This is a genomic window from Rhizobium sp. EC-SD404 (assembly GCF_902498825.1).
Taxonomy (GTDB): domain Bacteria; phylum Pseudomonadota; class Alphaproteobacteria; order Rhizobiales; family Rhizobiaceae; genus Georhizobium.
The window spans coordinates 1,110,383-1,136,188 of the sequence record NZ_LR701459.1; the positions used below are offsets into that span (position 1 = coordinate 1,110,383).

The 25,806-nt window shown below is 63.0% G+C and carries 29 protein-coding genes; 23 read left to right on the forward strand and 6 right to left on the reverse strand.

What is annotated here, in order from left to right:
• Positions 1–88: 88 nt before the first annotated feature.
• The 3 genes from GC125_RS06295 to GC125_RS06305 form a co-directional block, all read right to left on the reverse strand.
• A complete protein-coding gene (locus GC125_RS06295) occupies positions 89–1,264 on the reverse strand; it encodes an acetyl-CoA C-acyltransferase (protein WP_151984674.1) in 1,176 nt (391 codons plus the stop codon).
• Between the two features lie 94 nt (positions 1,265–1,358).
• Complete coding sequence (locus tag GC125_RS06300; protein ID WP_151984676.1) at positions 1,359–2,336, reverse strand: NAD(P)/FAD-dependent oxidoreductase; 978 nt, start codon at positions 2,334–2,336, stop codon at positions 1,359–1,361.
• Positions 2,333–2,785, reverse strand: a complete 453-nt coding sequence (locus tag GC125_RS06305) for a DUF3429 domain-containing protein (protein WP_151984678.1) — start codon at positions 2,783–2,785, stop codon at positions 2,333–2,335. The genes GC125_RS06300 and GC125_RS06305 overlap by 4 nt, the downstream gene beginning before the upstream one ends.
• Before the next feature lie 182 nt (positions 2,786–2,967).
• On the opposite strand from GC125_RS06305, the gene GC125_RS19950 reads away from it, so the two are divergent.
• Complete coding sequence (locus GC125_RS19950) at positions 2,968–3,615, forward strand: BA14K family protein (protein WP_199864473.1); 648 nt, start codon at positions 2,968–2,970, stop codon at positions 3,613–3,615.
• Between the two features lie 42 nt (positions 3,616–3,657).
• Here the strand turns inward: GC125_RS19950 and GC125_RS06315 are convergent, their stop codons facing one another.
• Positions 3,658–4,608 carry a LysR family transcriptional regulator gene (locus GC125_RS06315; RefSeq protein WP_151984680.1) on the reverse strand — a complete coding sequence of 317 codons (951 nt, stop codon included), beginning with the start codon at positions 4,606–4,608 and terminating at the stop codon, positions 3,658–3,660.
• Between the two features lie 103 nt (positions 4,609–4,711).
• Between GC125_RS06315 and GC125_RS06320 the strand changes: the two genes are divergently transcribed.
• Genes GC125_RS06320 through GC125_RS06355 form a run of 8 tightly spaced genes read left to right on the forward strand, consistent with a single transcriptional unit; the run spans position 4,712 to position 13,202 of the window.
• Positions 4,712–5,782, forward strand: coding sequence for a maleylacetate reductase (locus GC125_RS06320; protein WP_151984682.1), 1,071 nt, complete (start codon positions 4,712–4,714; stop codon positions 5,780–5,782).
• A 44-nt stretch (positions 5,783–5,826) separates the two neighbouring features.
• Positions 5,827–7,101: an ABC transporter substrate-binding protein gene (locus GC125_RS06325; RefSeq protein WP_151984684.1), complete on the forward strand. Its 1,275-nt coding sequence runs from the start codon at positions 5,827–5,829 to the stop codon at positions 7,099–7,101.
• Between the two features lie 53 nt (positions 7,102–7,154).
• Positions 7,155–7,874, forward strand: coding sequence for an ABC transporter ATP-binding protein (locus tag GC125_RS06330; protein ID WP_151984686.1), 720 nt, complete (start codon positions 7,155–7,157; stop codon positions 7,872–7,874).
• Complete coding sequence (locus tag GC125_RS06335; RefSeq protein WP_151984688.1) at positions 7,874–8,581, forward strand: ABC transporter ATP-binding protein; 708 nt, start codon at positions 7,874–7,876, stop codon at positions 8,579–8,581. The genes GC125_RS06330 and GC125_RS06335 overlap by 1 nt, the downstream gene beginning before the upstream one ends.
• Positions 8,578–9,441: a branched-chain amino acid ABC transporter permease gene (locus GC125_RS06340; RefSeq protein WP_151984690.1), complete on the forward strand. Its 864-nt coding sequence runs from the start codon at positions 8,578–8,580 to the stop codon at positions 9,439–9,441. Before GC125_RS06335 ends, GC125_RS06340 begins: the two co-directional genes overlap by 4 nt.
• A gap of 10 nt (positions 9,442–9,451) precedes the next feature.
• Positions 9,452–10,540 (forward strand): branched-chain amino acid ABC transporter permease, encoded by a 1,089-nt coding sequence (locus tag GC125_RS06345; RefSeq protein WP_151984692.1) that lies wholly within the window; start codon positions 9,452–9,454, stop codon positions 10,538–10,540.
• Positions 10,541–10,542: 2 nt separating this feature from the next.
• Positions 10,543–12,327 carry an FAD-dependent oxidoreductase gene (locus GC125_RS06350; RefSeq protein WP_151984694.1) on the forward strand — a complete coding sequence of 595 codons (1,785 nt, stop codon included), beginning with the start codon at positions 10,543–10,545 and terminating at the stop codon, positions 12,325–12,327.
• A 5-nt stretch (positions 12,328–12,332) separates the two neighbouring features.
• Complete coding sequence (locus tag GC125_RS06355; protein ID WP_151984696.1) at positions 12,333–13,202, forward strand: intradiol ring-cleavage dioxygenase; 870 nt, start codon at positions 12,333–12,335, stop codon at positions 13,200–13,202.
• Positions 13,203–13,381: 179 nt separating this feature from the next.
• On the opposite strand, the gene GC125_RS06360 is transcribed toward GC125_RS06355, so the two are convergent.
• Positions 13,382–14,143 carry an SDR family NAD(P)-dependent oxidoreductase gene (locus GC125_RS06360; protein ID WP_151984698.1) on the reverse strand — a complete coding sequence of 254 codons (762 nt, stop codon included), beginning with the start codon at positions 14,141–14,143 and terminating at the stop codon, positions 13,382–13,384.
• 360 nt (positions 14,144–14,503) lie between these two features.
• Here GC125_RS06360 and GC125_RS06365 point away from each other — a divergent pair, with 360 nt between their 5' ends.
• The 8 genes from GC125_RS06365 to GC125_RS06400 all read left to right on the forward strand — a co-directional run bounded on the left by GC125_RS06365 (position 14,504) and on the right by GC125_RS06400 (position 22,147).
• Positions 14,504–15,706 (forward strand): transporter substrate-binding domain-containing protein, encoded by a 1,203-nt coding sequence (locus GC125_RS06365; protein ID WP_151984700.1) that lies wholly within the window; start codon positions 14,504–14,506, stop codon positions 15,704–15,706.
• Positions 15,703–16,356 (forward strand): ANTAR domain-containing response regulator, encoded by a 654-nt coding sequence (locus GC125_RS06370; RefSeq protein WP_151984702.1) that lies wholly within the window; start codon positions 15,703–15,705, stop codon positions 16,354–16,356. Before GC125_RS06365 ends, GC125_RS06370 begins: the two co-directional genes overlap by 4 nt.
• A 33-nt stretch (positions 16,357–16,389) precedes the next feature.
• Positions 16,390–17,634, forward strand: a complete 1,245-nt coding sequence (locus tag GC125_RS06375; RefSeq protein WP_502706038.1) for an urea ABC transporter substrate-binding protein — start codon at positions 16,390–16,392, stop codon at positions 17,632–17,634.
• Between the two features lie 74 nt (positions 17,635–17,708).
• Positions 17,709–18,581: an ABC transporter permease subunit gene (locus GC125_RS06380; protein WP_151984706.1), complete on the forward strand. Its 873-nt coding sequence runs from the start codon at positions 17,709–17,711 to the stop codon at positions 18,579–18,581.
• Complete coding sequence (locus GC125_RS06385) at positions 18,581–19,678, forward strand: ABC transporter permease subunit (protein WP_151984708.1); 1,098 nt, start codon at positions 18,581–18,583, stop codon at positions 19,676–19,678. Before GC125_RS06380 ends, GC125_RS06385 begins: the two co-directional genes overlap by 1 nt.
• A complete protein-coding gene (locus GC125_RS06390) occupies positions 19,678–20,397 on the forward strand; it encodes an ABC transporter ATP-binding protein (protein ID WP_151984710.1) in 720 nt (239 codons plus the stop codon). The genes GC125_RS06385 and GC125_RS06390 overlap by 1 nt, the downstream gene beginning before the upstream one ends.
• On the forward strand, positions 20,390–21,106 hold the full coding sequence (locus GC125_RS06395; RefSeq protein ID WP_151984712.1) for an ABC transporter ATP-binding protein: 717 nt from the start codon (positions 20,390–20,392) through the stop codon (positions 21,104–21,106). The genes GC125_RS06390 and GC125_RS06395 overlap by 8 nt, the downstream gene beginning before the upstream one ends.
• A gap of 39 nt (positions 21,107–21,145) precedes the next feature.
• Positions 21,146–22,147, forward strand: coding sequence for an acetamidase/formamidase family protein (locus GC125_RS06400; protein ID WP_151984714.1), 1,002 nt, complete (start codon positions 21,146–21,148; stop codon positions 22,145–22,147).
• A gap of 78 nt (positions 22,148–22,225) precedes the next feature.
• Here the strand turns inward: GC125_RS06400 and GC125_RS06405 are convergent, their stop codons facing one another.
• Positions 22,226–22,732 carry a fasciclin domain-containing protein gene (locus GC125_RS06405; protein WP_502706039.1) on the reverse strand — a complete coding sequence of 169 codons (507 nt, stop codon included), beginning with the start codon at positions 22,730–22,732 and terminating at the stop codon, positions 22,226–22,228.
• Between the two features lie 214 nt (positions 22,733–22,946).
• On the opposite strand from GC125_RS06405, the gene greA reads away from it, so the two are divergent.
• From greA to GC125_RS06435, 6 genes are all read left to right on the forward strand, one after another.
• Positions 22,947–23,429: a transcription elongation factor GreA gene (gene greA, locus GC125_RS06410; RefSeq protein WP_151984716.1), complete on the forward strand. Its 483-nt coding sequence runs from the start codon at positions 22,947–22,949 to the stop codon at positions 23,427–23,429.
• A gap of 55 nt (positions 23,430–23,484) precedes the next feature.
• A complete protein-coding gene (locus tag GC125_RS06415) occupies positions 23,485–23,958 on the forward strand; it encodes a DUF427 domain-containing protein (protein WP_151984718.1) in 474 nt (157 codons plus the stop codon).
• 228 nt (positions 23,959–24,186) lie between these two features.
• Positions 24,187–24,396, forward strand: a complete 210-nt coding sequence (locus GC125_RS06420) for a cold-shock protein (RefSeq protein WP_151984720.1) — start codon at positions 24,187–24,189, stop codon at positions 24,394–24,396.
• A gap of 131 nt (positions 24,397–24,527) precedes the next feature.
• Positions 24,528–24,752, forward strand: a complete 225-nt coding sequence (locus GC125_RS06425) for a hypothetical protein (protein WP_151984721.1) — start codon at positions 24,528–24,530, stop codon at positions 24,750–24,752.
• Positions 24,753–24,788: 36 nt separating this feature from the next.
• On the forward strand, positions 24,789–25,169 hold the full coding sequence (locus tag GC125_RS06430) for a DUF6481 family protein (RefSeq protein WP_151984723.1): 381 nt from the start codon (positions 24,789–24,791) through the stop codon (positions 25,167–25,169).
• Positions 25,170–25,353: 184 nt separating this feature from the next.
• Positions 25,354–25,773 (forward strand): ribbon-helix-helix domain-containing protein, encoded by a 420-nt coding sequence (locus tag GC125_RS06435; protein WP_151984725.1) that lies wholly within the window; start codon positions 25,354–25,356, stop codon positions 25,771–25,773.
• Positions 25,774–25,806: the final 33 nt, after the last annotated feature.

Consider the following 25,806-nt stretch of genomic DNA (forward strand, 5'->3'; position numbering starts at 1 on the left):
TGAACCCATGCGAGCGCGATTTGCTTCAAAAGCTGCAAAGTTGCAACAATCGGCCGATGCGCGTTCAGCGGGCCGTAACCACGACCGGTCAGGAAAACCGCTCGACAGCGATCGCCGTCGCCTCGCCGCCGCCGATGCAGAGCGTCGCCACACCCTTCTTCAGATCATGGCTCTGCAAAGCAGCCAGCAAGGTGACGAGGATGCGTGCGCCGGACGCGCCGATCGGATGGCCGAGTGCGCAGGCGCCGCCATGGATGTTGACCTTCTCGTGAGGGAGGTCGAGCTCGTGCATCGCTGCTAAGGCGACGACGGCAAAGGCTTCGTTGATCTCGTAAAGATCGACGTCGCTGGTCTGCCAGCCAACCTTGTCGAGCAGCGATTGCACCGCGCCGACGGGTGCGGTTGTGAACCACTGGGGCTGGCGTGCATGGCCCGCGTGGCCGCCGATGACCGCAAGCGGGGTGATGCCACGCTTCTCCGCCTCGGATCGCCGCATCAGCACGAGCGCGGCGCCGCCATCCGAAATCGAGGATGAATTGGCAGCCGTTACGGTTCCCTCGGGGCGGAACGCCGGCTTGAGCGAAGGGATCTTGTCGGGGCGCGCCTTGCCGGGCTGCTCGTCGACCGCAACGCTCCCGGATTTGGTCTCGACCGCAACGACCTCGTCGTCGAAGCGTCCGGCCAGGATCGCAGCCTGCGCCCGCTCCAGCGACGCGAGCGCGTAGTCGTCCTGAGCCTGGCGGGTGAACTGGTAGTGCTCGGCCGTATCCTCGGCGAACGTTCCCATCAGCCGGCCCTTGTCATAGGCATCTTCCAGGCCGTCCAGGAACATGTGATCGACCATGCGGCCATGCCCGAGCCGGTAGCCATTGCGCGCTTTGTCGAGCAGGTAAGGCGCGTTCGACATGCTCTCCATGCCGCCCGCGACCACGATGGTCGCGCTGCCGGCGACGATCAGGTCGTGTCCGAGCATCACGCTCTTCATGCCGGACCCACAGACCTTACTGATCGTGGTGGCCGGCGTGCTTTCCGGAAGTCCGGCGCCGATCGCCGCTTGGCGCGCCGGCGCCTGGCCGACGCCGGCGGACAGGACGTTGCCCATCAGCACCTCGTCGATGTCAGACGGCTCCAGGCCTGCCCGTTCAACGGCGGCGCGGATGGCGGCTGCGCCAAGCGCCGGCGCGGCCACGCCCGAAAGCGCGCCCTGGAACCCGCCCATGGGCGTTCGCGCCAGTGAAACGATCACGATCGGATCTGCAGTCATGTCTTCTCCAAGCACAGGCTACCCATTGGCTGAGAAGATAGACGCGGCGATCCCCTGTGACCAGATGGCCTAAAAAAGGGCCACGGTGGAACGCTCAGGCGGCCTTGATCCGCTCAGCGAGCGACAGCGCGGAGAGGCAGATGTCCTCGATCCGGTTCGTCGCCGTCCAGTCGCCCGTCGCTGCCAGGCCATGGTCGACATCGAGCCAGGGGCCGCCGCGCTGCGGCGCGTCCACGAAAGCAGCACCCCAGCGATGCGCCTTTAAAAGCGCTGGTTCCGGGAGATCCAGGGACAGCGAAGCCTTGAGCGCCTCGAACAGCAGGGGCGCGAGATGCGGAGCGGCAATGTCGACATGATGCCGCGACCAGTCGTTTTTTGTCTGGGCGACGAGCGTGGTAACCGAACGGTCCCGGCCGGGCTTGGTGCAGTCGACGGAGAGCCAGTCGAGCGGGCCATCGATGATGCGTGCTGCGATCCAGTCCTCATCCCATGGCCGGTCGAAGGCCACCATCAAGGCATGGCAAGGCCGCATGGCGACGTCCCGCATAAAGGGCGCCTCCTTGGCTGCCGCGGGAAACAGCATCCGAGCGTGGCGGGCAACGGATGCCGAGATCACGAGATCAAAATCACCGAGCGCTGTACCCGCCGCATCGAACAGAGCGTGAGGACCATTCCCCGACGCGATTGGAGCGACGTCGATGCCACTCCTCAGGTTTATGCCATCGGCGAGTGCCTTGGTGATGGCGTTCATGCCCGGCACCGCGACATGGTGGAGCTCGTTCGAATAGCGCGGTCCGAGCACTTTGCCGTGAGACAGCGTCAAGAGCGGTCCTGTCCATTCCGCGACGAGACCATCGTGGCGGAGCGGTTCAAGCCAGTCGGCGAATGCCGGGGTGCGGACGGTGAAGGACTGCGCCCCGTGATCGAACGCATACTGGCCTTCGCGCCGCGTCGACATCCGTCCACCGGCGCCGCGTCCTTTCTCGAACACGGTGATATCGCAATGATCCTTGAGGGCGTGGGCAAGCGTCAGCCCACCGATCCCGGCGCCAACGATGGCGATGCGCTTCATGCAGTCACTCCAAGCAGGATACAGGCCGTCGCGACGGCAGCCGTCACTGCGAGGCGGAGGCGAAAGAACCAGGATGGCAGAATGCCGTCCCTGTAGAGCAGTCGATCGATCAGAAGCAGTGCGGTAAATACGACCGCCAGAAGGAAAAAGCCGATCTCAGGTGCAATGAGGGCTCCGATCCACGCCAACAACGCCATGACGTTGCTGACGACCAAGAGCGATGGAGCCATGCGCGGTGCAGCGAACATCGCGGCGCCCCAGTGGATCCCTGAGACGAACGACGCGATCACCGCGCCGTATATCTGCACCGTGATCAGCCAAGACCCATCGCTGACCAGTGTATCGAGGAGACCGCCCGCAAACGGCAGCGCTCCGGCAGCCGTGAGACCGACGGCGACCAGGCGTGTGCTGTCGTCATCTAACGGAGGACTGGATGGGTGAAGCTGCATCGCCGCATTACGCTGGGGAAGGCCAGACCGATCAGTCAGCCGGCCATCTTTTTGCTGATGCCCAACGGACCGACCGATTCCGACTATTCGCAACTCATTTTGCCGCGTCGAAAATTGGCCCAAAAATTTCGGAACGGACACGCCTTGCGTGCATTCTCCAGAAAAGTGATGGGGAATGCGCAATGAAAAATCTACTCGCGATACTCGGAGGATTTGCTGTTTCGCTCGGCATGTTTGTTGGTGGTCTCGCCGTAGCAACCTATTTCCTCGCAGTCGATCCGGTGGCCGAACCTGCCCGTGCCGGCGACGTTGCTGAAATTTGGGCAGTCGAGCCGCGCCGCGTCGATACGGCATCTCAGGACTATGAGCGGATTGGCGATCCGGTCGCAGCACCGGATGATATGATGCTGGCCATGGCGGATACGGGCACCCTGACCGACGCAGGCGGATCGCCGCTTGAGAATGTTGGGTCCAGCGGCTCGTTCGAAGTGGCGAGCCTTTCCGACGAAGTCGAATTGGAACAGCCGGAAACGATGGTGTTGCCGGCCGCGCACGTCGCCTGGTGCTCCAATCGGTACCGGTCCTATCGCGAAGAAACGAACACCTACCGCCCCTATAGCGGCGGCGAACAGACTTGCGTTTCGCCCCATGCCGATGAGCAGGCAGTCGCTGAGCGGGAGGAAACGCTCGTTCAGACCGCGGAGGTAGCCACGATGGCCGGTGGGCGTTCTGAAAGCCATGTCCGCGATTGCCAGAGCCGCTACCGCTCCTACCGTGTTTCCGACAATTCCTATCAGCCTTACGGTGGTGGCCCGCGCCGCCAGTGCTGATCGAATGCTTGGGTAAGCGTACCGTCCCTAAGGGTCGGCGCCTCAACTTCTCCAGAGCGAGTTCTGCTCCTGCTGCATGATCAATTGTGCCAGGCTTCGGAACTCGCTTTCGACGAAGCGCTTGAAGCGCCGGATCGTGGGGCGCACCTCGACATCGCCCTTTGTCAGGATGCCAAGGCTGCGTTCCGGATGTCCGATGCGCACCGATAGCGCAGCCAGCATGCGCTGCCGTCGCGCCATGAACACCACGGAATAGGGCAGAACGGTCAGGACGTCCGACTGCGACAGGATGTTGGTGATCGAGGCCAGCGACCCTCCAGAAAATGAAATCTTGAAATCCGTGACGCCGATCTCGCCCAGCACATGGCGCATGTCCTGATAAAGCGGGCTCGAAGCAGGCGGGGCGATCCACGCATAGGGAGCGATGTCGGTCAGGCGCAACGGTCGCTTCATGAGGAGCGGATGGTTGATGCCGCAGGCAATGACGTTGCGGCCCGGCAGGACCGGCTGGAAGGAAAATCCGGCAGGGATGGCGGCAGGATTGAGCGGACAGACCGCGAGGTCCAATGTGCCGGCATCGAGTTGAGACATCAGTTCGGCCGCATAGGCATAGGACTGCTCGATCCGCACCTGTGGGGATGCGCGCTGGAATTCGGCGATGATCGATGACACCACGCCATCCATGAAGACCGGCGTTCCGCCGATGCGCACGATGCCGCGGTGTCCAGCCTTGTAGGTCCCGACGATTGCAGACGCGGTTTTCCCCGCGCCGCCGATCTTGCGGCCCTCGACGGCGAGCGCCTGGCAAAGCTCTGTGGGGACCAGCGGGCGCCGGCCTTTTTCGAAAAGAGGTGCTCCGATGCGTTGCTCCAACATGGCGACAGTGCGCGAAACGCTTGGTTGGGTTCGCCCCAGCGCGGTCGCACCTTCGGTGAGCCCGCCCTGGTCGACGATGGCAGCAATGATTTCGAGATGGCGCGGATCGAGCTTCATAGCAATAAGTTATGTTATGACCCGGCAATCTGATCAAGCTGGTATGTAGTTTACGCTATTGTCCGCACATGCGCTGGTTGGAGGATCGGCGCGGGAGGATCAGATGCATTTCCAGCCAGAGTTCGCTTTCGACGGTCAGCCCGTGCGCGTGCGCTTCGCACCGGGTGTTCGTCGTTGCACGGGCGAGGAAATCGCCCGGCTCGGCTGCTCGCGTGCGCTGGTGCTCTCGACGCCGCCCCAGGCGGATGCGGCCATGGAAATGGCGCAGGAAATCGGCGATGCGGCCGTCGGCGTTTTCACCAAGGCAGCGATGCACACCCCGGTCGCGATCACCGAGGAAGCCGTTCAGCATGCACGTGAGGTGCGCGCGGATTGCATCGTGGCGATCGGCGGCGGCTCGACGACCGGCCTCGGCAAGGCCATCGCGCTGCGCACCGACCTGCCGCAGATCGTGATCCCCACCACCTATGCCGGTTCCGAAGTGACGGCGATCCTCGGCCAGACGGAGAAGGGCGAGAAGACGACGCTGACGGATCCCAAGGTCCGCCCCGAAGTCGTGCTTTACGATGCCGAACTCGTTCGCAGCCTGCCGGTCGCGATGACCGTGACGAGCGCGCTCAACGCAATGGCCCATGCGGCCGAGGGCCTTTATGCGCAGAACCGCAATCCGGTTTCGACGCTGATGGCAATCGAGGGGCTGGAGGCCTTTGCGGTGTCGCTGCCGGAGGTCGTGCGCGAACCCCAAAATCTGCAGGCGCGTGGCAAGACATTGTATGGCGCCTGGCTTTGCGGCACCGTGCTTGGCCAAGTCGGCATGGCGCTGCACCACAAGCTTTGCCACACGCTCGGCGGCTCCTTCAATCTGCCGCACGCCGAAACGCATGCCGTCGTGCTGGCTCATGCCATCGCCTTCAATGCCCGTGGAGCCGGTCGCGAGCTCGAGCCGATTTCCCGCATTTTCGGCGCCGAAAAGCCGGGGAAGGCTCTCTACGAATTCGCCAAGGGGCTCGGCGCGCCGCTGTCGCTGCGCGAGATCGGCATGAAGCGGGAAGACCTGGAACGGGCAGCCGATCTGGCTGCGGCCAAACCCTATTGGAATCCGCAGCCGGTCAGTCGCGACGAGATCTTCAAGTTGCTGGAGGCCGCCTGGGCAGGAGACCCGCCGGCCTTTTGACCCACAATCTTTGGCCAATCATCTTTGGGAGGAGAACCAAAACCATGATCACGCGTCGTACATTGTTGCAGGCTTCGGCCACCACGGGGCTTATCGCTGCGGCGGGAAGCTTCCCCATGCCGGCGATCGCGCAAGGCGCGCGCATCAAGCTCGGCTATGTCAGTCCGCAGACCGGCCCACTCGCCGCGTTCGCCGAGGCTGACAATTTCATTCTGGCAAACTTTGCCGAAAGCGCCGCCGCGGCCGAATTCGAGATCATCGTCCGCGACTCGCAGTCGAACCCGAACCGTGCCGCCGAAGTGGCGCAGGAACTCATCATTTCCGACGAAGTCGACCTGATGCTCGTTGCCTCCACGCCGGAAACGACAAACCCGGTGACGACCACGGCTGAAGCCGAAGGCATTCCGGTCATCTCGACCGTCGCGCCTTGGCAGCCATGGTTCATCGGCCAGCAGGGCAATCCCGGTGCGCCGGACAGCTGGCGGCCTTTCGACTACGGCTTCCACTTCTTCTGGGGTCTGGAAGACGTCATCTCCGTCTTCACGGCCATGTGGAACCAGCTCGAAACCAACAAGGCCGTTGGCGGCCTGTTCCCGAACGACGGCGACGGGAATGCCTGGGGCGATGCGCAGAACGGCTTCCCACCGGTGCTGACCGAGCAAGGCTTCACGCTCATCGATCCGGGCCGCTACCAGAATTTGACGGACGATTTCTCCGCGCAGATCAACGCGTTCCGGCAGGGCAATGTCGAGATCGTCACAGGCGTGCCGATCCCGCCGGACTTCACCACGTTCTGGACGCAGGCGCGCCAGCAGGGCTTCAACCCGAAGGCGGCGTCGATCGGCAAGGCGATCCTGTTCCCGCAGGCTGTCGAAGCACTGGGCGATACCGGCCACAATCTGTCGTCGGAAGTCTGGTGGTCGCCGAACCACCCCTTCAAGTCGTCGTTGAACGGCCTGTCCGCCGGCGAGGTCGCGGCCGCTTACACGGAAGCCACGAGCCGCCAGTGGACCCAGCCGATCGGCTTCGTCCACGCTCTGCTCGAAGTTGCCGTCGACGCCATGGGCCGGACGAGCGATGTCACCGACCGTGACGCGGTCGCCGAGGCGATCGCCGCGTCGGACCTGCAGACCATCGTCGGCCGTGTTGCTTTCGACGGCGCGGGCCTGCCGCCCTTTGCACAGGCGAACGTGTCGAAGACCCCGCTCGTCGGCGGTCAGTGGCGCCTGCGCGATGGCGGTGGCTACGACCTCGTCATCGTCGACAACACCGGCCAGACGGACATCCCGACTGCCGGCACAATGGAAGCAATCGGCTGAGAAAGGCTGACCCGGGCGCTGAGACGCCCGGGTCGCCGGCCGGAAAAAGCATCATGGCAATCATCTCGCTCGACAGGGTCAACCGAAGCTTCGGCGCGCTCACCGTTGCCGACGACGTCACATTCGACGTCGCCGAGGGCGAAGCCTTGGGCATCATCGGTCCGAATGGCGCAGGCAAGTCGACGCTCTTCAATCTGATCGCGGGCAACATCGCGCCCGATAGCGGCACGATCCGCTTCATGGGCGAGGACGTGACGAAGACGCCCGCCATGCGCCGCTGCATCGCCGGCATGGGTCGCTCGTTCCAGATCCCGCAACCGTTTTCCAAACTGACGGTGTTCGAGAACCTTCTTGTCGCCGGCGCTTTCGGCCGCAACCGCTCGGAACACGACGTCGCGAAGGATTGCGCCGAAGTGCTCAGCAGGACCGGCCTGCTGGGAAAGGCGAACACGGTTGCCGGTTCGCTCTCGCTTCTGGAGCGCAAGCGGCTCGAACTTGCCCGTGCGCTCGCGACCGATCCGAAGCTTCTGCTCCTCGATGAGATCGCCGGCGGCCTGACGGAAGGCGAATGCGGCGAACTCGTCGAGACGATCAAGGCGATCCACGCCCAAGGCGTGACGATCATCTGGATCGAGCACGTGCTGCACGCGCTGAACTCCGTCGTCGAGCGTCTGCTCGTGCTGCATTTCGGCAAGGTGATCGGCATCGGCAAGCCCGATGCGATCATGGCGTCGGCCGAAGTGCGCGAAATCTATCTGGGCATCGAGGTCTGATGACGCTTCTCACCACCCACGGGCTGACCGCCCACTACGGCCAGTTCCAGGCGCTGTTCGGCGTCGATGTGGAACTTGCCGAAGGCGAATGCGTCGCGATCATCGGCTCGAATGGAGCGGGCAAGACGACGCTGATGCGCTCCATTTCGGGCGTGCTGCGCAACGAGCCATCCTCCGTCCGCTTTCGCGGTGCGGACATTGGCGCGCTGCCGGCCGACGAGGTGATGAAGCGCGGCATCGCCATGGTGCCGGAGGGCAGGCGGCTTTTCCCTTCCTTGAGCGTGGAAGAAAATCTCCTGATCGGCGGCCAGATGCGCAAGGGGTCCGGCTACTGGACGCTGGAGCGCATCTACGCGCTTTTCCCGATCCTTGCCGAGCGCCGCCGCAATTCCGGCACGGCACTGTCCGGCGGCCAGCAGCAGATGGTGGCGATCGGCCGCGCGCTGATGGGCAACCCCGAAGTTCTTCTCTGCGACGAGATCTCCCTCGGCCTCGCGCCGGTCGTCATCCGCGACATCTACAAGGCCGTTCCGCTCATCCGCGAAAGCGGCGCCTCGATGATCATCGTCGAGCAGGATATCGGCCAGGCCCTGAAGGTCGCGGACCGCGTTTATTGCATGATGGAAGGCAAGGTCACGCTGACCGGCCGCCCCGACGAACTGACGCGTGAAGCGATTCACGCGGCTTATTTCGGGGTGCACGCATGAACTGGCTCGACACCATCGTCCAAGGCGTGCTGCTCGGCGGCCTTTATGCTCTCTTTGCAGCGGGTTTGAGCCTCGTTTTCGGCATCATGCGGCTGGTCAATCTCGCCCATGGCGACCTGATCGTGCTGGCCGCCTACCTCATCCTCGTCATCGTTTCGGTGCTGGGCATTTCGCCATTCCTCGCAGTGGCCATCGCTCTGCCGATCATGTTCGCGGTCGGCTACGTGCTCCAGCGCGTCGTCCTCAATCGCGTTCTCGGCGAAGACATCCTGCCGCCGCTGCTCGTCACCTTCGGCATCTCGGTCGTGCTCCAGAACGCACTTCAGGAAGCGTTTTCCGCAGATACGCGCCGCCTGCCGTCCGGAGAGATCGGCACGGCATCGCTGCAGATCGGCGGACTCAATATCGGCGTCATGCCGCTTCTGACCTTCGCGTCGGCCGTCATCGTCATCGTCGTGCTCAACCAGATTTTCTACCGCACGGCACTCGGCCGCGCCTTCCGCGCGACGTCGGACGATGCGACGACGGCAAGCCTCATGGGCATCCGCCCCGCCCGCATCTTCGCGCAGGCGACGGGCATTGCGCTGGTGATCGTCACCATCGCCGCGCTCTATCTCGGCATGCGGGCGAATTTCGATCCCTCGATCGGTCCCGCCCGCCTGATCTATGCCTTCGAGGCGGTCATCATCGGCGGGCTCGGCTCACTGTGGGGAACGCTTGCCGGCGGCGTCATCATCGGCGTCGCGCAGACGGTGGGTGCCGCGATCAACCCGGAATGGCAGATCCTCGCCGGTCACGTCGCTTTTCTGCTCGTCCTTCTCGTCAAGCCGCGCGGGCTCTTCCCGCGGGCGGTGGATTGAGGGCCGCGCCATGACCACGCACGCCACTCCCGCCGCCCGTGTCGAGACCCGCACCCGCGCATCGACGATCGCTCTCGTCGTGGCGGTGCTGATCATTGCGGTCGCCATCGTGCTCCCCGCCTTTGCCTCGCGCCGCCTCGTGCAGGAGCTGTTCTTCATCCTGACCATGCTGACGCTCGCGCAGTTCTGGAACCTGCTCGCCGGCTATGGCGGGTTGGTCTCGATCGGCCAGCAGGCATTCGTCGGCATCGGCGCCTATGCGCTCTTCGGCTCAGTCATTCTCGGCACGGTCGATCCGCTGACGGCCATCCTGATCGGCGGCGTTGCGGCGCTCGTGCTTGCCGTGCCGTTCGCCTTTTTCGCCTTCCGCCTGAACGGGGCTTATTTCGCGATCGGCACCTGGGTGCTGGCCGAAGTCGTCCGGCTTCTGGTGGCGCAATGGCGTGCCGTTGGCGGTGGCACCGGTACGTCGTTGCCACGCGAGGCAACCTCGGCGATCCCCTTCACCGGCGCGATCGCCACGCTCTTCGACGTGCGTGAGCCGGCCGCGCGCGACATTCTGGCCTACTGGCTGGCGCTCGCCCTCGCGATCGCCGCCATCGGCGGCATCTACTGGCTGTTGCGCACCAAGCGCGGCCTCGCGCTCGCCGCCATCCGCGACAATGCCGAAGCCGCCCGTTCGGTCGGTGTCGACGCCGATCCGATCAAATGGTTCGTGTTCCTCACGGCCGCCTTCGGCACCGGGCTCGCCGGCGCACTGATCTACCTGCAAAAGGCGCGCATTTCTCCCGACGCCGCATTTTCGGTGAACGACTGGACCGCCTACGTCATCTTCATCGTCGTGATCGGCGGCATCGGCACGATCGAAGGGCCGATCATCGGCGTGATCGTCTTCTTCCTGCTCCAGTCGCTGCTGGCACAATACGGCACCTGGTACCTCATCGCGCTCGGCACCATCGGCATCGCGGTCATGCTGTTTGCGCCCCGCGGCATCTGGGGCCTGATCAGCGACCGCACGGGCCTTCAGCTCTTTCCCATCCGCCGGCGCCTCGTCGTCGGCGACGTTTCAAAGCAACCATCTGCCTCCAGGGAGGAATAGACATGGCTGACATCAAGACCGACGTTCTCATCATCGGCACCGGTCCGGCCGGCTCCGCGACCGCAGCGCTGCTTTCGACCTATGGCGTCGAGAACATGGCGGTGAACCGCTATCGCTGGCTCGCCAACACGCCGCGCGCGCACATCACCAACCAGCGCACCATGGAAGTGCTGCGCGATCTCGGCCGCGAAGTGGAAGCGGAAGCCTATCTGCATTGCACCGAGCAGGAACTGATGGGCGAGAACATCTTCTGCGAGAGCCTGGCGGGAGAGGAAATCGGCCGCATGAAGAGCTGGGGTAATCACCCGCTCTCGCGCGCCGAGCACCAGCTGTCCTCGCCCTGCATGATGAACGACCTCCCGCAGACATTCATGGAGCCTATCCTCTTCAAGACGGCCTGTTCGCGCGGCACCCAGCCGCGCATGTCGACGGAATATCTGCGCCACGAGCAGGACGCCGACGGCGTGACGACGACCTGCCTCGACCGGCTGACGGGCAAGGAAATCACCATCCGCTCGAAATATCTGGTGGGCGCCGACGGCGGCAATTCGCGCGTCGCAGAGCATGCCGGACTTACCTTCGAAGGCCAGATGGGCGTCGGCGGGTCGATGAACATTCTCTTCCGCGCCGATCTCTCGCGCTATGTCGCGCACCGACCTTCGGTGCTCTACTGGGTCATGCAGCCCGGCGCCGATGTCGGCGGCATCGGCATGGGCCTCGTGCGCATGGTGCGCCCGTGGAACGAGTGGCTGATCGTCTGGGGCTACGACATCAACCAGCCCGCCCCGGTGGTCGACGACGCCTTTGCCACAGAAGTTGCGCGCCAGCTGGTCGGCGATCCGGAGCTAGAGATCGAGCTGATCTCGGCCAACACCTGGACCGTCAACAACATGTACGCGACCCACATGCAGAAGGGCCGCGTCTTCATCATGGGTGACGCCGCCCACCGGCATCCGCCATCGAACGGACTGGGCTCCAACACCTCGATCCAGGACGGCTTCAATCTCGCCTGGAAGCTCGCCGCCGTCGTCAAGGGCCAGGCGGGTCCTGGCCTGCTCGAGACCTTCTCGGTCGAGCGTGCGCCGATCGCCAAGCAGATCGTGACGCGCGCCAACCAATCGATCGGCGAGTTCGGCCCGATCTTCGAGGCGCTCGGCATGACGGGCGGCACGGATGTGGAGAAGATCCAGGCCTCGATGGACGCCCGATGCGACGCGACGCCCCAGGCCGAGCGGCAACGTGAAGCGATTCGCCAGGCGATCGCCTTCAAGAAATACGAGTTCGACGCACACGGCGTGGAGATGAACCAGCGCTACAAATCGAGTGCAACGGTGACGGAAGGCCAGATGGAACCGGCCTTCGAACTGGACGCCGAACTGCACTACCAGCCGACGACATGGCCGGGTGCGCGCATTCCCCATTGCTGGATCTACGACCAGGCGGGCAAGAAGCACTCGACGCTTGATCTCACCGGCAAGGGCCGCTTCACGATCCTCACCGGCATTTCCGGCGAGGGCTGGGCTGCCGCGGCGGCCAAGGCCGGCAAGGCGCTCGGCATCGATATAGCAACGGTCGTCATCGGTCCGCGCCGCACCTACATCGACCATGAGGGCGAGTGGGCGCGCGCCCGCGAAGTCGGCGACAGTGGTTGCGTTCTCGTGCGGCCCGACCAGCACGTGGCTTGGCGGGCAGAGGAAATGGTAGCCGATCCGGCGGGCGAACTCACCCGGGTACTTTCGACCATCCTCGATCGCAACAGCGCGGCCGCCAGACAGGCAGCGGAGTAAGTCTGATGAGCGAAGAATTCGGTATCGACTATTTCACGGAAGGCCGATCCGAGGAGGTCGTCAACGCGCGCATGGCAGCGGACATCGATCCGCGGCTCGCCACCGTCATGGCCTCTCTCGTCAAGCACCTGCACGCCTTTGCCAAGGATGTGGAACTGACGCAGCCAGAATGGGCGGCCGCGATCGACTTCCTGACCCGGACGGGCCAGATGTGCGACGGCAATCGGCAGGAGTTCATCCTGCTCAGCGACGTGCTGGGCTTCTCGATGCTCGTCGACGCGATTAACCATCGCCGCCCCTCGGGCGCGACGGAAAACACGGTGCTTGGGCCGTTCCATGTGCCGGACGCCCCCCGCTATCCGATGGGGCACAATATCAGCCTTGATGGCGAGGGCGAGGGCTGCCTTTTCGAGGGCCGCGTTCTCGACCTCGACGGCAACCCCATCGAAGGTGCGACGATCGATGTCTGGTCGGACAATGCCGAGGGCTATTACGACGTCCAGCAGCCGGACATTCAGCCCAAATGGAACAATCGCGGCATCTTCATTACCGGACCTGACGGCGCCTACAGCTTTCGTGGCATCCGCCCGGTGTCCTATCCGATCCCGGATGATGGCCCCGTCGGCCAGATGCTGACGGCTCTGGGGCGCCATCCGAACCGCCCTGCGCACATGCACTTCCTGGTGGGCGCGCCTGGCTACGCCACCATCGTGACGCACACCTTCGTGGACGGCGATCGCTGGCTGTCCTCCGACGCCGTCTTCGGCGTCAAAGCCTCTCTGATCGCAGCGATCGAGAAGGGCAGGCCGGGCGACACCGACTGGCTCTCCCGCTTCGATTTCGTGATGAACAGGCTCGGATCGAGCACGGACTGATCGTCGGCTCGAAACGTCGGACACTGGGCGAGCACTGGTCCCAAGAATGGTTCCGCCTATAGACCGCGACGAGGCTGCATTTCGAACATGTTAAAACGGCGAACCCATTGGCGAGCGCGCCGTTTTGCAGAGCCTATGCGCGAGCGAACGTTCCCGTCAGATCGCGCTAATTGGTGGCATCAGAACTGAACGCCACGCGTCAGCGCGCCATCGATCACGAGGTTGGTTCCGGTGATGAAGCTCGCGGCAGGGCTTGCGAGGAACACGGTGCCGTTGGCGATTTCCTGGGGCGTCGCCATCCGTCCGGTCGGGTTCAGCCCAAGCGCGGTCTTATAGAGCTCGGGATTGCCGGTCTCGATCTGCTGCCAGATGCCGCCTTCGAAATAAGTGTTGCCTGGAGATACTGAATTGGCGCGGATCATCTTGCCGGCCAGCTGATAGGCGAGCCCCTGCGTATAGTGGATGATCGCCGCTTTCATCGTGCCATAGGGGCCGGCGGCAAAATCGATTTCTCGGCCTGAGACGCTGGAAATCGTGACGATCGAAGCCTTGCCGCTGTTTTCGAGAAACGGCATCGCCGCGTCGACCAGATTGACCGTGCCCAGCATGTCCGTCTCGAACGACTTGCGCCAGCTTTCTTCATCCGGCCCGATGGAGAGCGCGCTGACATTGGCGATGACGATGTCGATCCCGCCGAATTCAGAGGCGACGGACGCGACGAAATCCCGAAGCGCAGGGCCGTCCGAAACGTCGACAGCTGAGCCGGTCGCACGAACGCCCTTGGCGGTCAGCGCCTGAACCGTGGGGCCGATGTCGCCGGCGCTGCGCGCGCAGATTGCGACGTCGGCGCCTTCGGAAGCCAGTGTTTCGGCAATCGCCCGGCCAATTCCCTTGGTGCCGCCGGTGACGATGGCGCGCAGCCCCTTCAAGCCCAGATCCATGATGATCTCCCTTTAAAAATGTTCTGATTTTGACGGTTCGGTTCCGGCATCGAGAGCGCCGACGTGAGGCGCGGGCTCTGGTGCGGACGGCACAGCGTTGGGCCGATGACGGATGCAAGTCGCACCCGCAATGCGGGTAATGTCCGCGAAATCGCCGGTGGACGCAAGCGTCGTCTGGCGCGCATTTTCATTGCGAATCTTACGCTAGGGTTGCTTGACAAGATAAGGATGTTGCGAGAAGCTGAATATTAGGCGCAGAGCAAGGATGCTCAATTTTGCGCCAAAGATTTCACATCAGGACTATGGCGACGCCGCCCGCAGCACATGTGCTGACGGGCTGTTTTTGTTTTGGGATTGCGAATGACGGTTCCCACATACCCGATCGGCATACTTGTTTCCACGACCGGTACCTATGGCACCGTCGGGCGCTCCATGCTGAACGGGGCGTTGCTCGCCTGCTCCGAAGTAAACGCCGACGGCGCCATCCGGCTGGAGCCCGTGCACCGCGACCCCGCCGGGCAGCCGGCAGCCTATGCGGACGCGGCCCAAAGCATGATCGACGAAGGGATGCGCCATATCGTCGGCTGTTACACCTCGTCGAGCCGCAAGGAGGTCATACCGCTCGTCGAGAAACACGATGCGCTGCTTTGGTATCCGACCCATTACGAAGGCTTCGAGAGTTCGACAAACGTGGTCTATACGGGTGCCGCGCCCAACCACCACATGTCTCCACTGGTCGACTACCTGATCGACAATCACGGCGCCCGCGCGTTCTGCGTCGGGTCGAACTACATCTGGGCCTGGGAAAGCAACCGCATCCTGCGCGACTGCATTCACGCCAAGGGCGGCGTGACGATTGCGGAGCGTTATCTGGCCGTCGGCGAATGCGATGTCGATCAGGTCATCGATATGATCTTCGACAGCGAACCGGACTTCGTGTTCAACACGCTCATCGGCGGTTCGGCCTACGCGTTCTTCGAGAAATTCCGTCGCGCCTGCGTCGAGCGCGGCATCGACCAGGCTGCTCGCTATCCGGTTGCCAGCTGCAATCTCTCCGAACCCGACCTGTCGGAAATCGCCGTCGACTGCCGTGACGGACATCTGAGCTCGAGCGTCTACTTCGCTTCGCTCGAGAGCGCCGAAAACAGGCGCTTCGTCAACGACTATCACGCGCAGTTCCCGCAAGGACCGGCGATCTCCGCAGAAGGCGAGGCGGCCTATATCGCGACCCATCTTCTCGCCAAGGCACTCGCCATCGCCGGGTCGGAAGCGTGCGGCGATGTCTACGCCGCAGTTGCGGGTCTCGCCATGCAGGCGCCGCAGGGTCGGGTCGCGATCGATCGCGAAACGCATCACGCCTTCCTCACGCCGCGCCTCGGCCTGTCGCGTGCCGACGGCGCCTTCGACATCGTTGCCGAAGCGCGCGCGGCTGTCCGGCCGGACCCGTACATGGTCCGCGCGTCGCAGCCCCTGCAGCACGCTCCCGCCGTTTCATCTCAAGGACAAACCGCAAGGCCCAGCCAAAGGCCCAATTTGAGGCCCAATTTGAGGATTGTGCCATGACCGCCCCCCGCTTCGTGCAGAATTTCAGTCAATGCCGGGCGACCATCGTATCGCGCGATGCCCGCGCCCTCGACATGCTGGAGCGCACATTGATGAAGCTCGGCCTGGCGGTCGCCTATGCGGTGCTGGACGGCGACAAGGCCAGTCTCGGTGCCGAAACGCTTGAAGCAGGGCGGGACATTCTTTTCGTCGACGGCGATCTCGACAGTCCGCTCGATATTCCCGTCACCGCGGTCGGAGAAAACCCGATCGTGCCGGTCGTCGGCCTGATCGGCGTCGAGGCGCCGAGCCGCCTGCGGCAGCTCGTGCAGATGGGCGCCAGCGCCTATCTCCGCAAGCCCGTCCATGGCGCGACGGTCTACTCCGCGCTGGTGCTCGGCGTGAATGCGTTCAACCGCAAGCAGACGCTCGAACAGTGCCTGGAAACGCACGAAACGCGGCGGCGCCAGCGACGCTACGTCATCAAGGCCGTCATCGAGATCATGCGCTCCGACGATGTGGACGACGACGAAGCCTACGCACGGCTTCGCCGGATGAGCATGCGCAACCGCATGAGCGTGGAAGACTTCTGTGAACACTTCGTCCGGCTGCGGGCGATGGTGAACCCGCGCGATTCAAGCCCCGACAGAAGGCGCGAGATCGCGACGTAAAACCCCAAGAGGAGACTGCATATGAACGGAAGAATGAAAAACGTCGCATTCGCGGCGGCGGGTTCGCTCGCCCTGATTTCAGGGCAGTTGCCCACAGCGGCGCTGGCCCAGGAAGGCGAGCCGATCAAGGTCGGCGTGCTTGAGGATCAGTCGGGCGACTTCGCGGCCGCGACCATGGTCAAGGTCCACGCGATTGAGCTTGCCGCCGAAGAGATCAACGAGGCAGGCGGGATTGCCGGACGTCCGGTCGAGCTGGTCATCTACGACACGCAGTCCGACAACACGCGCTACCAGGAATTCATGCGCCGCGTGCTCCAGCGCGACCAGGTCGACGTTGTGTTCGCCGGGTTCTCGTCCGCCTCGCGTGAGGCCTACCGGCCGATCGTCAACCAGTTCGACGGCTTCGCCTTCTACAACAACCAGTATGAAGGCGGTGTCTGCGACGCGAACATGGTGGTGACGGGCGCGGTGCCCGAGCAGCAATTCTCGACGCTCATTCCGTGGATGATGGAAGAGTTCGGCCCGAACGTCTACACGATCGCCGCAGACTACAATTTCGGTCAGATCTCCGCCGAATGGGTCCGCAATATCGTTGCCGAGAACGGCGGCACCATGGCGGGTGAAGAGTTCATCCCGCTCGGCGTCTCGCAGTTCTCCCAGACGATTCAAAACATCCAGGCGGCCCAGCCGGACTTTGTCGTGACGCTGCTCGTCGGCACTGCGCAGGCCTCCTATTACGAACAGGCGGCATCGGCCGATCTGGCTCTGCCGATGGCGTCTTCGGTCAACGTCGGTCAGGGTTATGAGCACAAGCGCTTCACGCCGCCGTCGCTCGCCAACATGTTCGTGACGACCAACTACATCGAAGAAGTCGATACGCCCGCAAGCGCCGATTTCCTCGAGCGGTTCCGCGCCAAGTTCCCGGACGAGCCTTACATCAACCAGGAAGCGGCCAACTCCTACATCGCGCTCAATCTCTACAAGCAGATGGTGGAACGCGCCGAAGGATCGACCGACCGTGAAGAACTGCGCTCCGTGATCGCTGAAGGCGATGTCTGCTTCGACGGACCGTCCGGCAATGTCTGCATCGATCCGAAGAGCCAGCACATGTCCCACACGATCTATCTGGCCAAGGTCGAGGAGGATCACTCGATCTCCTTCCCGACCGTGTGGGAAGACATCAAGCCCTACTGGCTTGGCGAAGCCGGTTGCGACCTGACGGTCAGCGACCCGAGCGAGCAGTACACGCCGTCGAGCCCTCCGACTGCCGCCAACTGATCGCTTGAAAAGCGGCCCGGCATCCCATCGCCGGGCCGCGACCTACCTCCAGCCCGTTTGGGACGTGTCAGTTCATGGAATTTCTTAGTTCACTCTTTGCCGCCTTCTACCAGTTCGGCGACGCCTTCGCTTTTCTGGTGCTGTCGGCCTGCGGTCTCGCCATCATCTTCGGCATGATGGGCGTCATCAATCTCGCCCACGGCGAATTCATCATGTGCGGCGCCTACGTGACCGTGATGGCGACGCGCGCAGGCATTCCCTTGCCGCTCTCCATCCTTCTGGGCTCGCTCGTGGCCGGCATCATCGGCATGGCGCTGGAGCGCCTGGTGATCCGCCATCTCTACGGACGGCCGCTGGACACGATCGTCGCCACGTGGGGCGTCAGCCTGATCGCGACGCAAGGCACGCTCATCGTGCTCGGATCGACCATGCAGGGCGTCGGCACGCCGCTCGGCTCGTTCGTCGTCGGTAATCTGTCCTTCTCAACCTACCGCATCGTCCTCATTTTCGCGGCCCTTGCCGTGCTCGGCGGTCTTTATCTGCTGTTCAACAAGACGCGTTTCGGCATCCTCGCCCGCGCGACCATTCAGGTGTCGCACATGGCGGAAGGCCTCGGCGTCAACACCCGTCATGTCTACGCGCTGACCTTCGGTCTCGGCGCGGCGCTGGCCGGACTGACCGGCGGGCTCTACGCGCCGACCATGACGATGGTGCCTACCATGGGGGCGACCTTCATCGTCGAAGCCTTCGTAACGGTGGTCGTCGGTGGCGCGGATGTCTTCCTCGGCACAGCCCCGGCCGCCGTCGTCCTTGCCGTCGTGAAGGCGGGCATGACGTCGTGGCAAGGCCAACTCTTCGGACAGATCGCGCTTCTCGTCGCAGTCATCCTGGTCATCCGGCTGCTGCCACGCGGCATCTCCGGCTTCATTCTCAAGGAACGTGCCTGATGACGCTCAGTGACGTGCAACCCCGGCGGCGCTCGCGCCTTGCCGCCGCATTCAGCCGGCTGGAAGGCCCGCAGACGATGGGGCGGGGTCCGGGCTTCTGGGCTGGCTTCCTGGTCGTGGTCGCCCTGGCATCCGCCTATCCGCTTTTCTCCGATGGGTACACCGTCGGCAACACGGTCTACTTCTTCACCTGGACCTTCATGGCCATGGGGCTCAGCCTGATCTGGGGATATGGCGGCGCTCTCTCTTTCGGGCAGACGGCATTCTTCGGACTGGCGGGCTACACCTACGGCGTACTGACCATCAATATCGGCGCCGAGTACGGCTTCACGCTCGTCGCGCTTCTGCTTGCGATGCTGGTTGCCGGTGCGCTGGCTGCGCTCATCGGGTACTTCCTGTTCTTCGGCCGCATCACCGGCGTCTTTCTAGGCATCGTGACGCTGTCGATCACGCTCGTCTTCGAGCGATTCATGGCCCAGACGGCCGGCCCGCAATGGGCGATCGGCTCGGCGAGGCTCAACGGCTACAACGGCATGAGCGGGATGCCGCCGCTCACCATTCCATGGCCGTCCGGGGACATCGTGCTCTATCCGGACATCGCGCTTTACTACGTGGTGCTGGGGCTCGTCGTTCTCGTCTATCTCGGTCTGCGCATGCTGGTGAATTCGCGCTTCGGCAACGTGCTGGTGGCGATCCGCGAGAACCCCGAGCGGGCCGAAATGCTGGGCTATGACATTCGCAAATATCAGCTCGGCGCCTTCGTCATCGGCGCCATGCTCGCCGGCCTGTCCGGCGTGCTCTATACGGCCTGGGGCCAGTACATCACGCCATCCAGCATGAGCATTACGGCGGCAGCACTTCCCATCGTCTGGGTCGCCGTCGGCGGCCGCTCCGACCTGACGGCAACGCTCGTCGGCACGCTTGTGGTGCTCGGCGGCTTCCAGGCGCTGACCATCTATGGCAGCCAGTATGCGTTGATCGTCATGGGCGCGCTCTTGGTCGCAACGGTGCTCGTCGCGCCGGAGGGCATCATCGCGGCCATCTCAAAGCTGCCGGCGCGACTGAGGGCGCGGTCTCAGAAAGGGGAGGCGGTCTGATGGCGCTTCTCCGCACCAGCGGTCTCAACAAGCATTTCGGCGGGCTGCACGTCACCAACGACGTGAACTTCGATCTGCAGGCGGGCGAGATCCATTGCCTGATCGGCCCGAACGGGGCCGGTAAGAGCACGCTCTTCCGCCTGATCCTCGGCGAGCACCTACCCTCCAGCGGCACGATCCATTACGACGGCACCGACATCACGACGGCCAAGCCGTTTCAGCGCATCCGCAAGGGCATCAGCGTCAAGTTCCAGGTGCCCGGCATCTTCAAGGCGCTGAACGTGCGCCAGAACCTTGAAATCGCCCTTCAGCACCATCTCGAAGGCCATTCGCTCGGTGAGGAAATCGATCGTCTTCTCGAGTTCCTGAACCTGACCGACGCTGCCGATCAGCTTGCCGGCAATCTCAGCCACGGCCAGAAGCAGTGGCTCGAAATCGGCATGGCGATCAGCCTCAAGCCGAAGCTTCTGCTGCTCGACGAACCGACCGCCGGCATGACGCCGGACGAGACCTTCGCGACAGGCGAGATGGTGCAAAGGCTGAATGCCGACGGCGTGACGGTTCTGGCCGTAGAGCACGACATGGCGTTCGTTAGGCAGATCGCGCAGCGCGTCACGGTCCTGCATTTCGGCCGTATCTTCGCTCAAGGCACGATTGACGAAATCGTAGCCGATGAGCGCGTCGCGGCGATCTATCTCGGCGAGGGCCACCATGACTGACATTCTTCTGAAGACCGACGGCCTGTGGGCCGGATATGGCGGCAAGCCCGTTTTGCAGGGTGTCGACCTCGCCATCGGCAAAGGCGAGATCGTCGCCGTCATCGGCCGCAACGGTGTCGGCAAGTCGACGCTCATGAAGAGCCTGATCGGCCTCTTGCCGAGCTTCAAGGGCGGCATCACCTTCGGCGATACGGACATTCGGAAGCTGCCGGCGCACAAGCGGGCCCGCCTCGGCATCGGCTACGTGCCGCAGGGGCGGGATGTCTTCCCGCGCATGACGGTGGAGGAGAATTTGAAGGTCGGCGCGTCGATCGCGCCGGGCGCAAAGGTGGATCCGGCGATCTACGACGAGATCTACCAGTACTTCCCGATCCTCGCCGAACGCCGCAATCAGCGGGCGGGAACGCTTTCAGGGGGGCAGCAGCAGCAATTGGCGATCGGCCGGGTGCTTGTCGGGCGCCCGTCGCTGATCCTGCTCGACGAGCCGTCGGAAGGCATCCAGCCGTCCATCGTGCAGGATATTGCGCGCATCGCCGTCGAACTCAATCGAACGACCGGCGTCGCCATCGCCTTCGTTGAACAGAACATCGACATGATCCGGGCCATGGCGCAGCGCTGCTACGTCATGGACAAGGGCCGCATCACGGCCGAACTGACGCCTCAGATGCTGGATAGCCGCGAAACGGTGCGGCGCTATCTAGCGGTCTGAACGACGTGAACGAGAAAAGCAGTCTGAAGGAGGACGCCAATGAGCTGGTTTGACGAGTCCATCATGGCACGGAAGGCCGTCGCCAAGGGTAAGCCCGGCGAGCACCACACCATCACCGAGGCGGAGCAGGGCATCTATCACTATGTCTACGGCGCTTTCGTCGAGCCGAAGCTGCACGTCCAGCCGGGCGCCGTCATCTCCGCCGAAACGCACGACGCGTTCGAAGGCAAGATCAAGCACGAGACCGACAAGCCGTCCGAAATTCTGAACTTCCCCTACCTCAATCCCCAGAACGGACCGATCTACGTCGAGGGCGCCGAAAAGGGCGATACGCTCGCCGTCTACATCAAGGAGATAAAGCCGCGTGGCGAGCAGCCCTCCGGCACGACCGTGCTGCTGCCGGAATTCGGTGGCCTGGTCGCGACGGGCGACACGGCCATGCTCAACCCGCCTCTGCCGGAGCGCGTGAAGAAGCTTCACGTCGATGCGGAAAAGGGCGTGAAGTGGAACGACCGCATCACGCTGCCCTACGAGCCGTTCATCGGAACCATCGGCACATCGCCCGAGATCGAGGCGATCTCCTCGCTCGTGCCGGACTATTACGGGGGCAACATGGACTTGCCGGACGTCGCACCCGGTGCGGTCGTCTACCTGCCGGTCAACACCAAGGGCGCCTATCTCTATCTCGGTGACTGCCACGCAGCCCAGGGCGACGGCGAATTGTGCGGCGTCGCGATCGAACACCCGACGGTCACGACGATCCAGGTCGACCTGATCAAGGGCTGGACGATCAAGACCCCGCGCCTCGAAAACGAACAGTTCTACATGACCATCGGCTCGTCGCGCCCGCTAGAGGACGCCGCGCGTCAGGCCTACCGCGAGCTTACCCGTTGGCTCGCAGCGGATTTCGGCTTCGAGGAACTCGACGCCTATATGCTGCTGACCCAATGCGGCCGCATGCGCCTCGGCAACATGGTGGACCCCAAATACACGATGGGCGCCTCGATCCTCAAATCGATCGCAGGTCCCTACCAGGGCTAGACAAAAGCCAGAAATGGCGAACGGCCGGACCCGGTAGAGATCGGGTCCGGCCGCTTGGCGTGTGCGTGCTTTGAACGATTACATGCTTGGCATGATCACGGCGTCGATGACGTGGATAACGCCATTGTCGGCCGCGATGTCCGCCTGGGTAATATTGGCTTCATTGACTTTCGCGCCGCCTTCGAGCGTGAAGGTTACGTCGCTGCCCTCGACGGTCGCAGCCGTCATGCCTTCGGTCAGGTCGGACGAGGCGACGGCACCCGGCACGACGTGATAGGTCAGAATCGACACCAGCTGGTCTCGGTTCTCCTCGAGAAGCAGATCTTCGACCGTGCCTTCAGGCAGCGCTGCAAAGGCCTCGTCCGTTGGGGCGAAAACGGTGAATGGGCCTTCGCCCTTCAGGGTCTCGACCAAGCCGGCTGCTTCGACTGCGGCGATCAGCGTCGTGAATGTCCCGGCTTCGGCGGCAGTGTCCACGATGTCGGCGGCCAAGGTGGACGTCGTCATCGTGATGGCGGCTGCTCCGGCAATGAGAATGGTCTTCAGCATCGTCATGTCCTCGTCTGGGTTGGGAGCGATCGTCATGACCGTCTCCAGCCCTGGTTACGTGCTCCCCGTCGGCCCGGTTCAGGCCGATTCCGCCGACCGCCATCACGTCTCCGTCAGGCGATTTTGATCCAGATCGACAAAAAAATGTCATCCGGAAGAACCGAACGCGGTAAACTATGATGGATTTCGTCAGTTGTGCGGATCAACTCTGGTATAGTCGCAACCAAATTGAACCTCTCCAGGTGCTGGCATGAGCGTCGCGTTCGTCAAGGAAGAAAGTGCCGAGGCCGCATCGGAGACCGTGCTGCCGGCTCGGCCTATTTCGGACCGAATCAATCTTGTGACCAATGAGGGTCTGAAGATGCTTGAGGACGCCTATTCGCAGGCGCATCAGGCTCTGGAAGCGGCCAACGCCCTCGACGATATCAACGAGCGCCGACGCCAGTCGGCGGTTCCGGCGCGCGATGTGCGGTACTTTTCCGAGCGCCTCAGAACTGCGCAATTGACGGCGCCACCAACCAGCACCGATGCGGTGGCATTCGGCCACACGGTGACCTTCGAGCGCGATGACGGTCGCACCCAGACCTATCGCATCGTCGGCGAGGATGAAGCAGATCCGTCCAAAGGCTCGATTTCGCACGCATCGCCGGTTGCGATGGCGTTGTTCGGCAAGAGCGTCGGCGATGTGGTGCAACTGGGCAAGGATGAACTCGAGATAATCGCCATCGCCTAGGCGATATCAGACACGCCGGCATTGATGACGCTTCGCGGCGCCCGATATAGGCCAAATGACCGATCTCCCGCGCGAAAACGTCCAGTCCTATCCCCGTCCTCCGGCACTCCAGGCCGTGCCGCAGCGCATTATCATCCGCCTCGGCGGCGCTGTCGTTGCCGATACCAACCGTGCGATGCGCGTTCTGGAAACGCACCATGCGCCGACCTATTACATTCCGCCCGACGATGTGACGGCAACGCTGCGACCAGCGGCCGGCACGAGCTTCTGCGAGTGGAAGGGCGCTGCCCGTTATTTCGATGTGCTGGCGGGCGACAAGATCGCAACACGGGCGGCTTGGGCCTATGACCGTCCTACTGGTCGGTTCGAAGCCATCGCAGGATTTGCAGCCTTCTATGCCGGTCTGATGGATGAAGCCTGGGTCGGATCGGATCGCGTCGTGCCGCAGCCCGGCGATTTCTATGGAGGCTGGGTTACGTCGAACTTGGAAGGCCGAATCAAGGGCGCGCCCGGCACCACGCACTGGTAGGCCCTCGCGAAGCGATACAACCAGAATTTACAGAACTGGGTGCGTCGAAAACCAAAAGTTGACAAACGGCGCTTTGCCGTCTATTGTCAGGCCATCGATATTTGCTTGCCGAGCTTTGGTTATCGCGCGATTGGCACCGCGTTCTCAACGGATCTCCCTTTCAAAAATCGTTCTCATCCGCGCCGCACCTGCGTCGCGGTATCTCAATGCGCTATGAAAGGGTTCATCATGACCACTGGCACAGTAAAATGGTTCAATTCCACCAAAGGCTTCGGCTTCATTCAGCCTGACGATGGCGGCCCGGACGCATTCGTCCACATCTCGGCTGTCGAGCGCGCTGGTATGCGCGAAATCGTTGAAGGCCAGAAGCTTGGCTACGACATGGAGCGCGACAACAAGTCGGGCAAGATGTCGGCTTGCAACCTGCAGGCTGCTTAAATTCGGGGTCCGCTTTCCTTTGACCACGGATGTACTGGCATTGTTGAGAGCATGATACCGACGAGGGTCAGGCAATTTGCCTGGCCTTTTTTTGTGCCGCTGATTGACCGCCATACGGGAATTCGACGATCATGACACAGACCTACAACAAGTCTCGCCAACAGGCGGAGATCGCCTTTGACAAGGCGCGTTCGCAATCGCTTGGTAAGACCCGCGTCGTGGAAGAGCTCGACACCGTCGTACAGGCACGCGAGCAGAAGACGGCACGACTGAAGAAGGCACGCTTGGAAAAAGAGATGCAGGATCTCGCTGCAAAGGCGAGTGAAACCTCCAAGAAGAGCGGCAAAAAGGCCTGAAAGGCCGACAACGACACATTCGACGGAACAAAGATTTTGAAGAACAGCAGAAGCAATGATCTCGCCGACCGCCGCGAGGCTGCCAATAAGGCAAAGGCGGCCCTCCTCGAAGCACACCGCGCCATAAAGGCCGCCGCTGAGCCGAACCTGCAGGAAAAGCAGGCCGAGCGCCTTGCGATCGCCGAGGCGCGCGAAGAGCGCAAGGCTGAGCGCGAGCGCGTGAAGCGCGAGGAAAAGGAACGCATCGAAGCCGAGGCGGCGGCCCGTCAGGCCGAAGCAGAAGCGCTCGCCAACGCCGAAGTGGAAGCACGCGAAAAGGCCGAGAAGGACCGGATTTCTCGCGTTTTCGAAGACGAGGCTGCGCGCAAGGCCGAACGCGATCGGCGCTACGCGAACCGTAAGGCCCGTCAGCGCTAGATCCAACAAACTGACTGACATTGAAAGCACCCCGAGGCCGGTGAACGGCCTCGGGGTGCTTTTTTGTGTCTGGACCATGCCAAATGCTGCCTCGACCAACTCTCCGAAAATCGACGCCGATTCGGATGGCGGCCTTGCAAACCATCTGAAGACCAGCCACTTACCATCCAGAAGGATGTGAGACATGCCCAAGCGCGCCAGCAGTTCGAGTGAGAAATCCGGCGAGATGGAAAAGATCACCGTCAACCTGGGCTATGTCGACCTGGGCCGGATCGATCTGCTCGTACGGGAAGGCTTCTATTCCAACCGTGCCGACTTGATCCGCACCGCGATCCGCAATCAGATCGAGGTGCACCACAGCACCGTGGCGCAGACCATCGAGCGGCACACGCTGGAATTGGGTCTGCGCGTCTTCGACAAGGCTGCGCTCGAATCGGCAAAGGCCGAAGGGGAACGGCTTCATATCAAGGTCATCGGCCTGGTTCGCATCGCCGATGACGTCACCCCGGAACTCGCTTTGGCGACGATCGGATCGATAACGGTACTGGGTGCTCTTCAAGCCAGTGCCAAGCTCAAGGCCGCCTTGGCGGACCGTATCCGGTAGGCGCGCGTCGCCACCGTGGAAAAAGGCCAGCAC

What these genes read in the sequence shown, in the direction of transcription:
- GC125_RS06375 (WP_502706038.1), top strand. Translation starts at nt 16,390, where the DNA reads ATGAAAAACGTCGCATTCGCGGCGGCGGGTTCGCTCGCCCTGATTTCA.
- GC125_RS06345 (WP_151984692.1), top strand. Translation starts at nt 9,452, where the DNA reads ATGACCACGCACGCCACTCCCGCCGCCCGTGTCGAGACCCGCACCCGC.
- GC125_RS06325 (WP_151984684.1), top strand. Translation starts at nt 5,827, where the DNA reads ATGATCACGCGTCGTACATTGTTGCAGGCTTCGGCCACCACGGGGCTT.
- GC125_RS06305 (WP_151984678.1), bottom strand. Translation starts at nt 2,785, where the DNA reads ATGCAGCTTCACCCATCCAGTCCTCCGTTAGATGACGACAGCACACGC.
- GC125_RS06415 (WP_151984718.1), top strand. Translation starts at nt 23,485, where the DNA reads ATGACCGATCTCCCGCGCGAAAACGTCCAGTCCTATCCCCGTCCTCCG.
- GC125_RS06380 (WP_151984706.1), top strand. Translation starts at nt 17,709, where the DNA reads ATGGAATTTCTTAGTTCACTCTTTGCCGCCTTCTACCAGTTCGGCGAC.
- GC125_RS06315 (WP_151984680.1), bottom strand. Translation starts at nt 4,608, where the DNA reads ATGAAGCTCGATCCGCGCCATCTCGAAATCATTGCTGCCATCGTCGAC.
- GC125_RS06390 (WP_151984710.1), top strand. Translation starts at nt 19,678, where the DNA reads ATGGCGCTTCTCCGCACCAGCGGTCTCAACAAGCATTTCGGCGGGCTG.
- GC125_RS06330 (WP_151984686.1), top strand. Translation starts at nt 7,155, where the DNA reads ATGGCAATCATCTCGCTCGACAGGGTCAACCGAAGCTTCGGCGCGCTC.
- GC125_RS06335 (WP_151984688.1), top strand. Translation starts at nt 7,874, where the DNA reads ATGACGCTTCTCACCACCCACGGGCTGACCGCCCACTACGGCCAGTTC.
- GC125_RS06420 (WP_151984720.1), top strand. Translation starts at nt 24,187, where the DNA reads ATGACCACTGGCACAGTAAAATGGTTCAATTCCACCAAAGGCTTCGGC.
- GC125_RS06320 (WP_151984682.1), top strand. Translation starts at nt 4,712, where the DNA reads ATGCATTTCCAGCCAGAGTTCGCTTTCGACGGTCAGCCCGTGCGCGTG.
- GC125_RS06295 (WP_151984674.1), bottom strand. Translation starts at nt 1,264, where the DNA reads ATGACTGCAGATCCGATCGTGATCGTTTCACTGGCGCGAACGCCCATG.
- GC125_RS06360 (WP_151984698.1), bottom strand. Translation starts at nt 14,143, where the DNA reads ATGGATCTGGGCTTGAAGGGGCTGCGCGCCATCGTCACCGGCGGCACC.
- GC125_RS19950 (WP_199864473.1), top strand. Translation starts at nt 2,968, where the DNA reads ATGAAAAATCTACTCGCGATACTCGGAGGATTTGCTGTTTCGCTCGGC.
- GC125_RS06405 (WP_502706039.1), bottom strand. Translation starts at nt 22,732, where the DNA reads ATGACGATCGCTCCCAACCCAGACGAGGACATGACGATGCTGAAGACC.
- GC125_RS06435 (WP_151984725.1), top strand. Translation starts at nt 25,354, where the DNA reads ATGCCCAAGCGCGCCAGCAGTTCGAGTGAGAAATCCGGCGAGATGGAA.
- GC125_RS06425 (WP_151984721.1), top strand. Translation starts at nt 24,528, where the DNA reads ATGACACAGACCTACAACAAGTCTCGCCAACAGGCGGAGATCGCCTTT.
- GC125_RS06365 (WP_151984700.1), top strand. Translation starts at nt 14,504, where the DNA reads ATGACGGTTCCCACATACCCGATCGGCATACTTGTTTCCACGACCGGT.
- GC125_RS06340 (WP_151984690.1), top strand. Translation starts at nt 8,578, where the DNA reads ATGAACTGGCTCGACACCATCGTCCAAGGCGTGCTGCTCGGCGGCCTT.
- GC125_RS06350 (WP_151984694.1), top strand. Translation starts at nt 10,543, where the DNA reads ATGGCTGACATCAAGACCGACGTTCTCATCATCGGCACCGGTCCGGCC.
- GC125_RS06300 (WP_151984676.1), bottom strand. Translation starts at nt 2,336, where the DNA reads ATGAAGCGCATCGCCATCGTTGGCGCCGGGATCGGTGGGCTGACGCTT.
- GC125_RS06385 (WP_151984708.1), top strand. Translation starts at nt 18,581, where the DNA reads ATGACGCTCAGTGACGTGCAACCCCGGCGGCGCTCGCGCCTTGCCGCC.
- GC125_RS06370 (WP_151984702.1), top strand. Translation starts at nt 15,703, where the DNA reads ATGACCGCCCCCCGCTTCGTGCAGAATTTCAGTCAATGCCGGGCGACC.
- GC125_RS06355 (WP_151984696.1), top strand. Translation starts at nt 12,333, where the DNA reads ATGAGCGAAGAATTCGGTATCGACTATTTCACGGAAGGCCGATCCGAG.
- GC125_RS06395 (WP_151984712.1), top strand. Translation starts at nt 20,390, where the DNA reads ATGACTGACATTCTTCTGAAGACCGACGGCCTGTGGGCCGGATATGGC.
- GC125_RS06400 (WP_151984714.1), top strand. Translation starts at nt 21,146, where the DNA reads ATGAGCTGGTTTGACGAGTCCATCATGGCACGGAAGGCCGTCGCCAAG.
- greA (WP_151984716.1), top strand. Translation starts at nt 22,947, where the DNA reads ATGAGCGTCGCGTTCGTCAAGGAAGAAAGTGCCGAGGCCGCATCGGAG.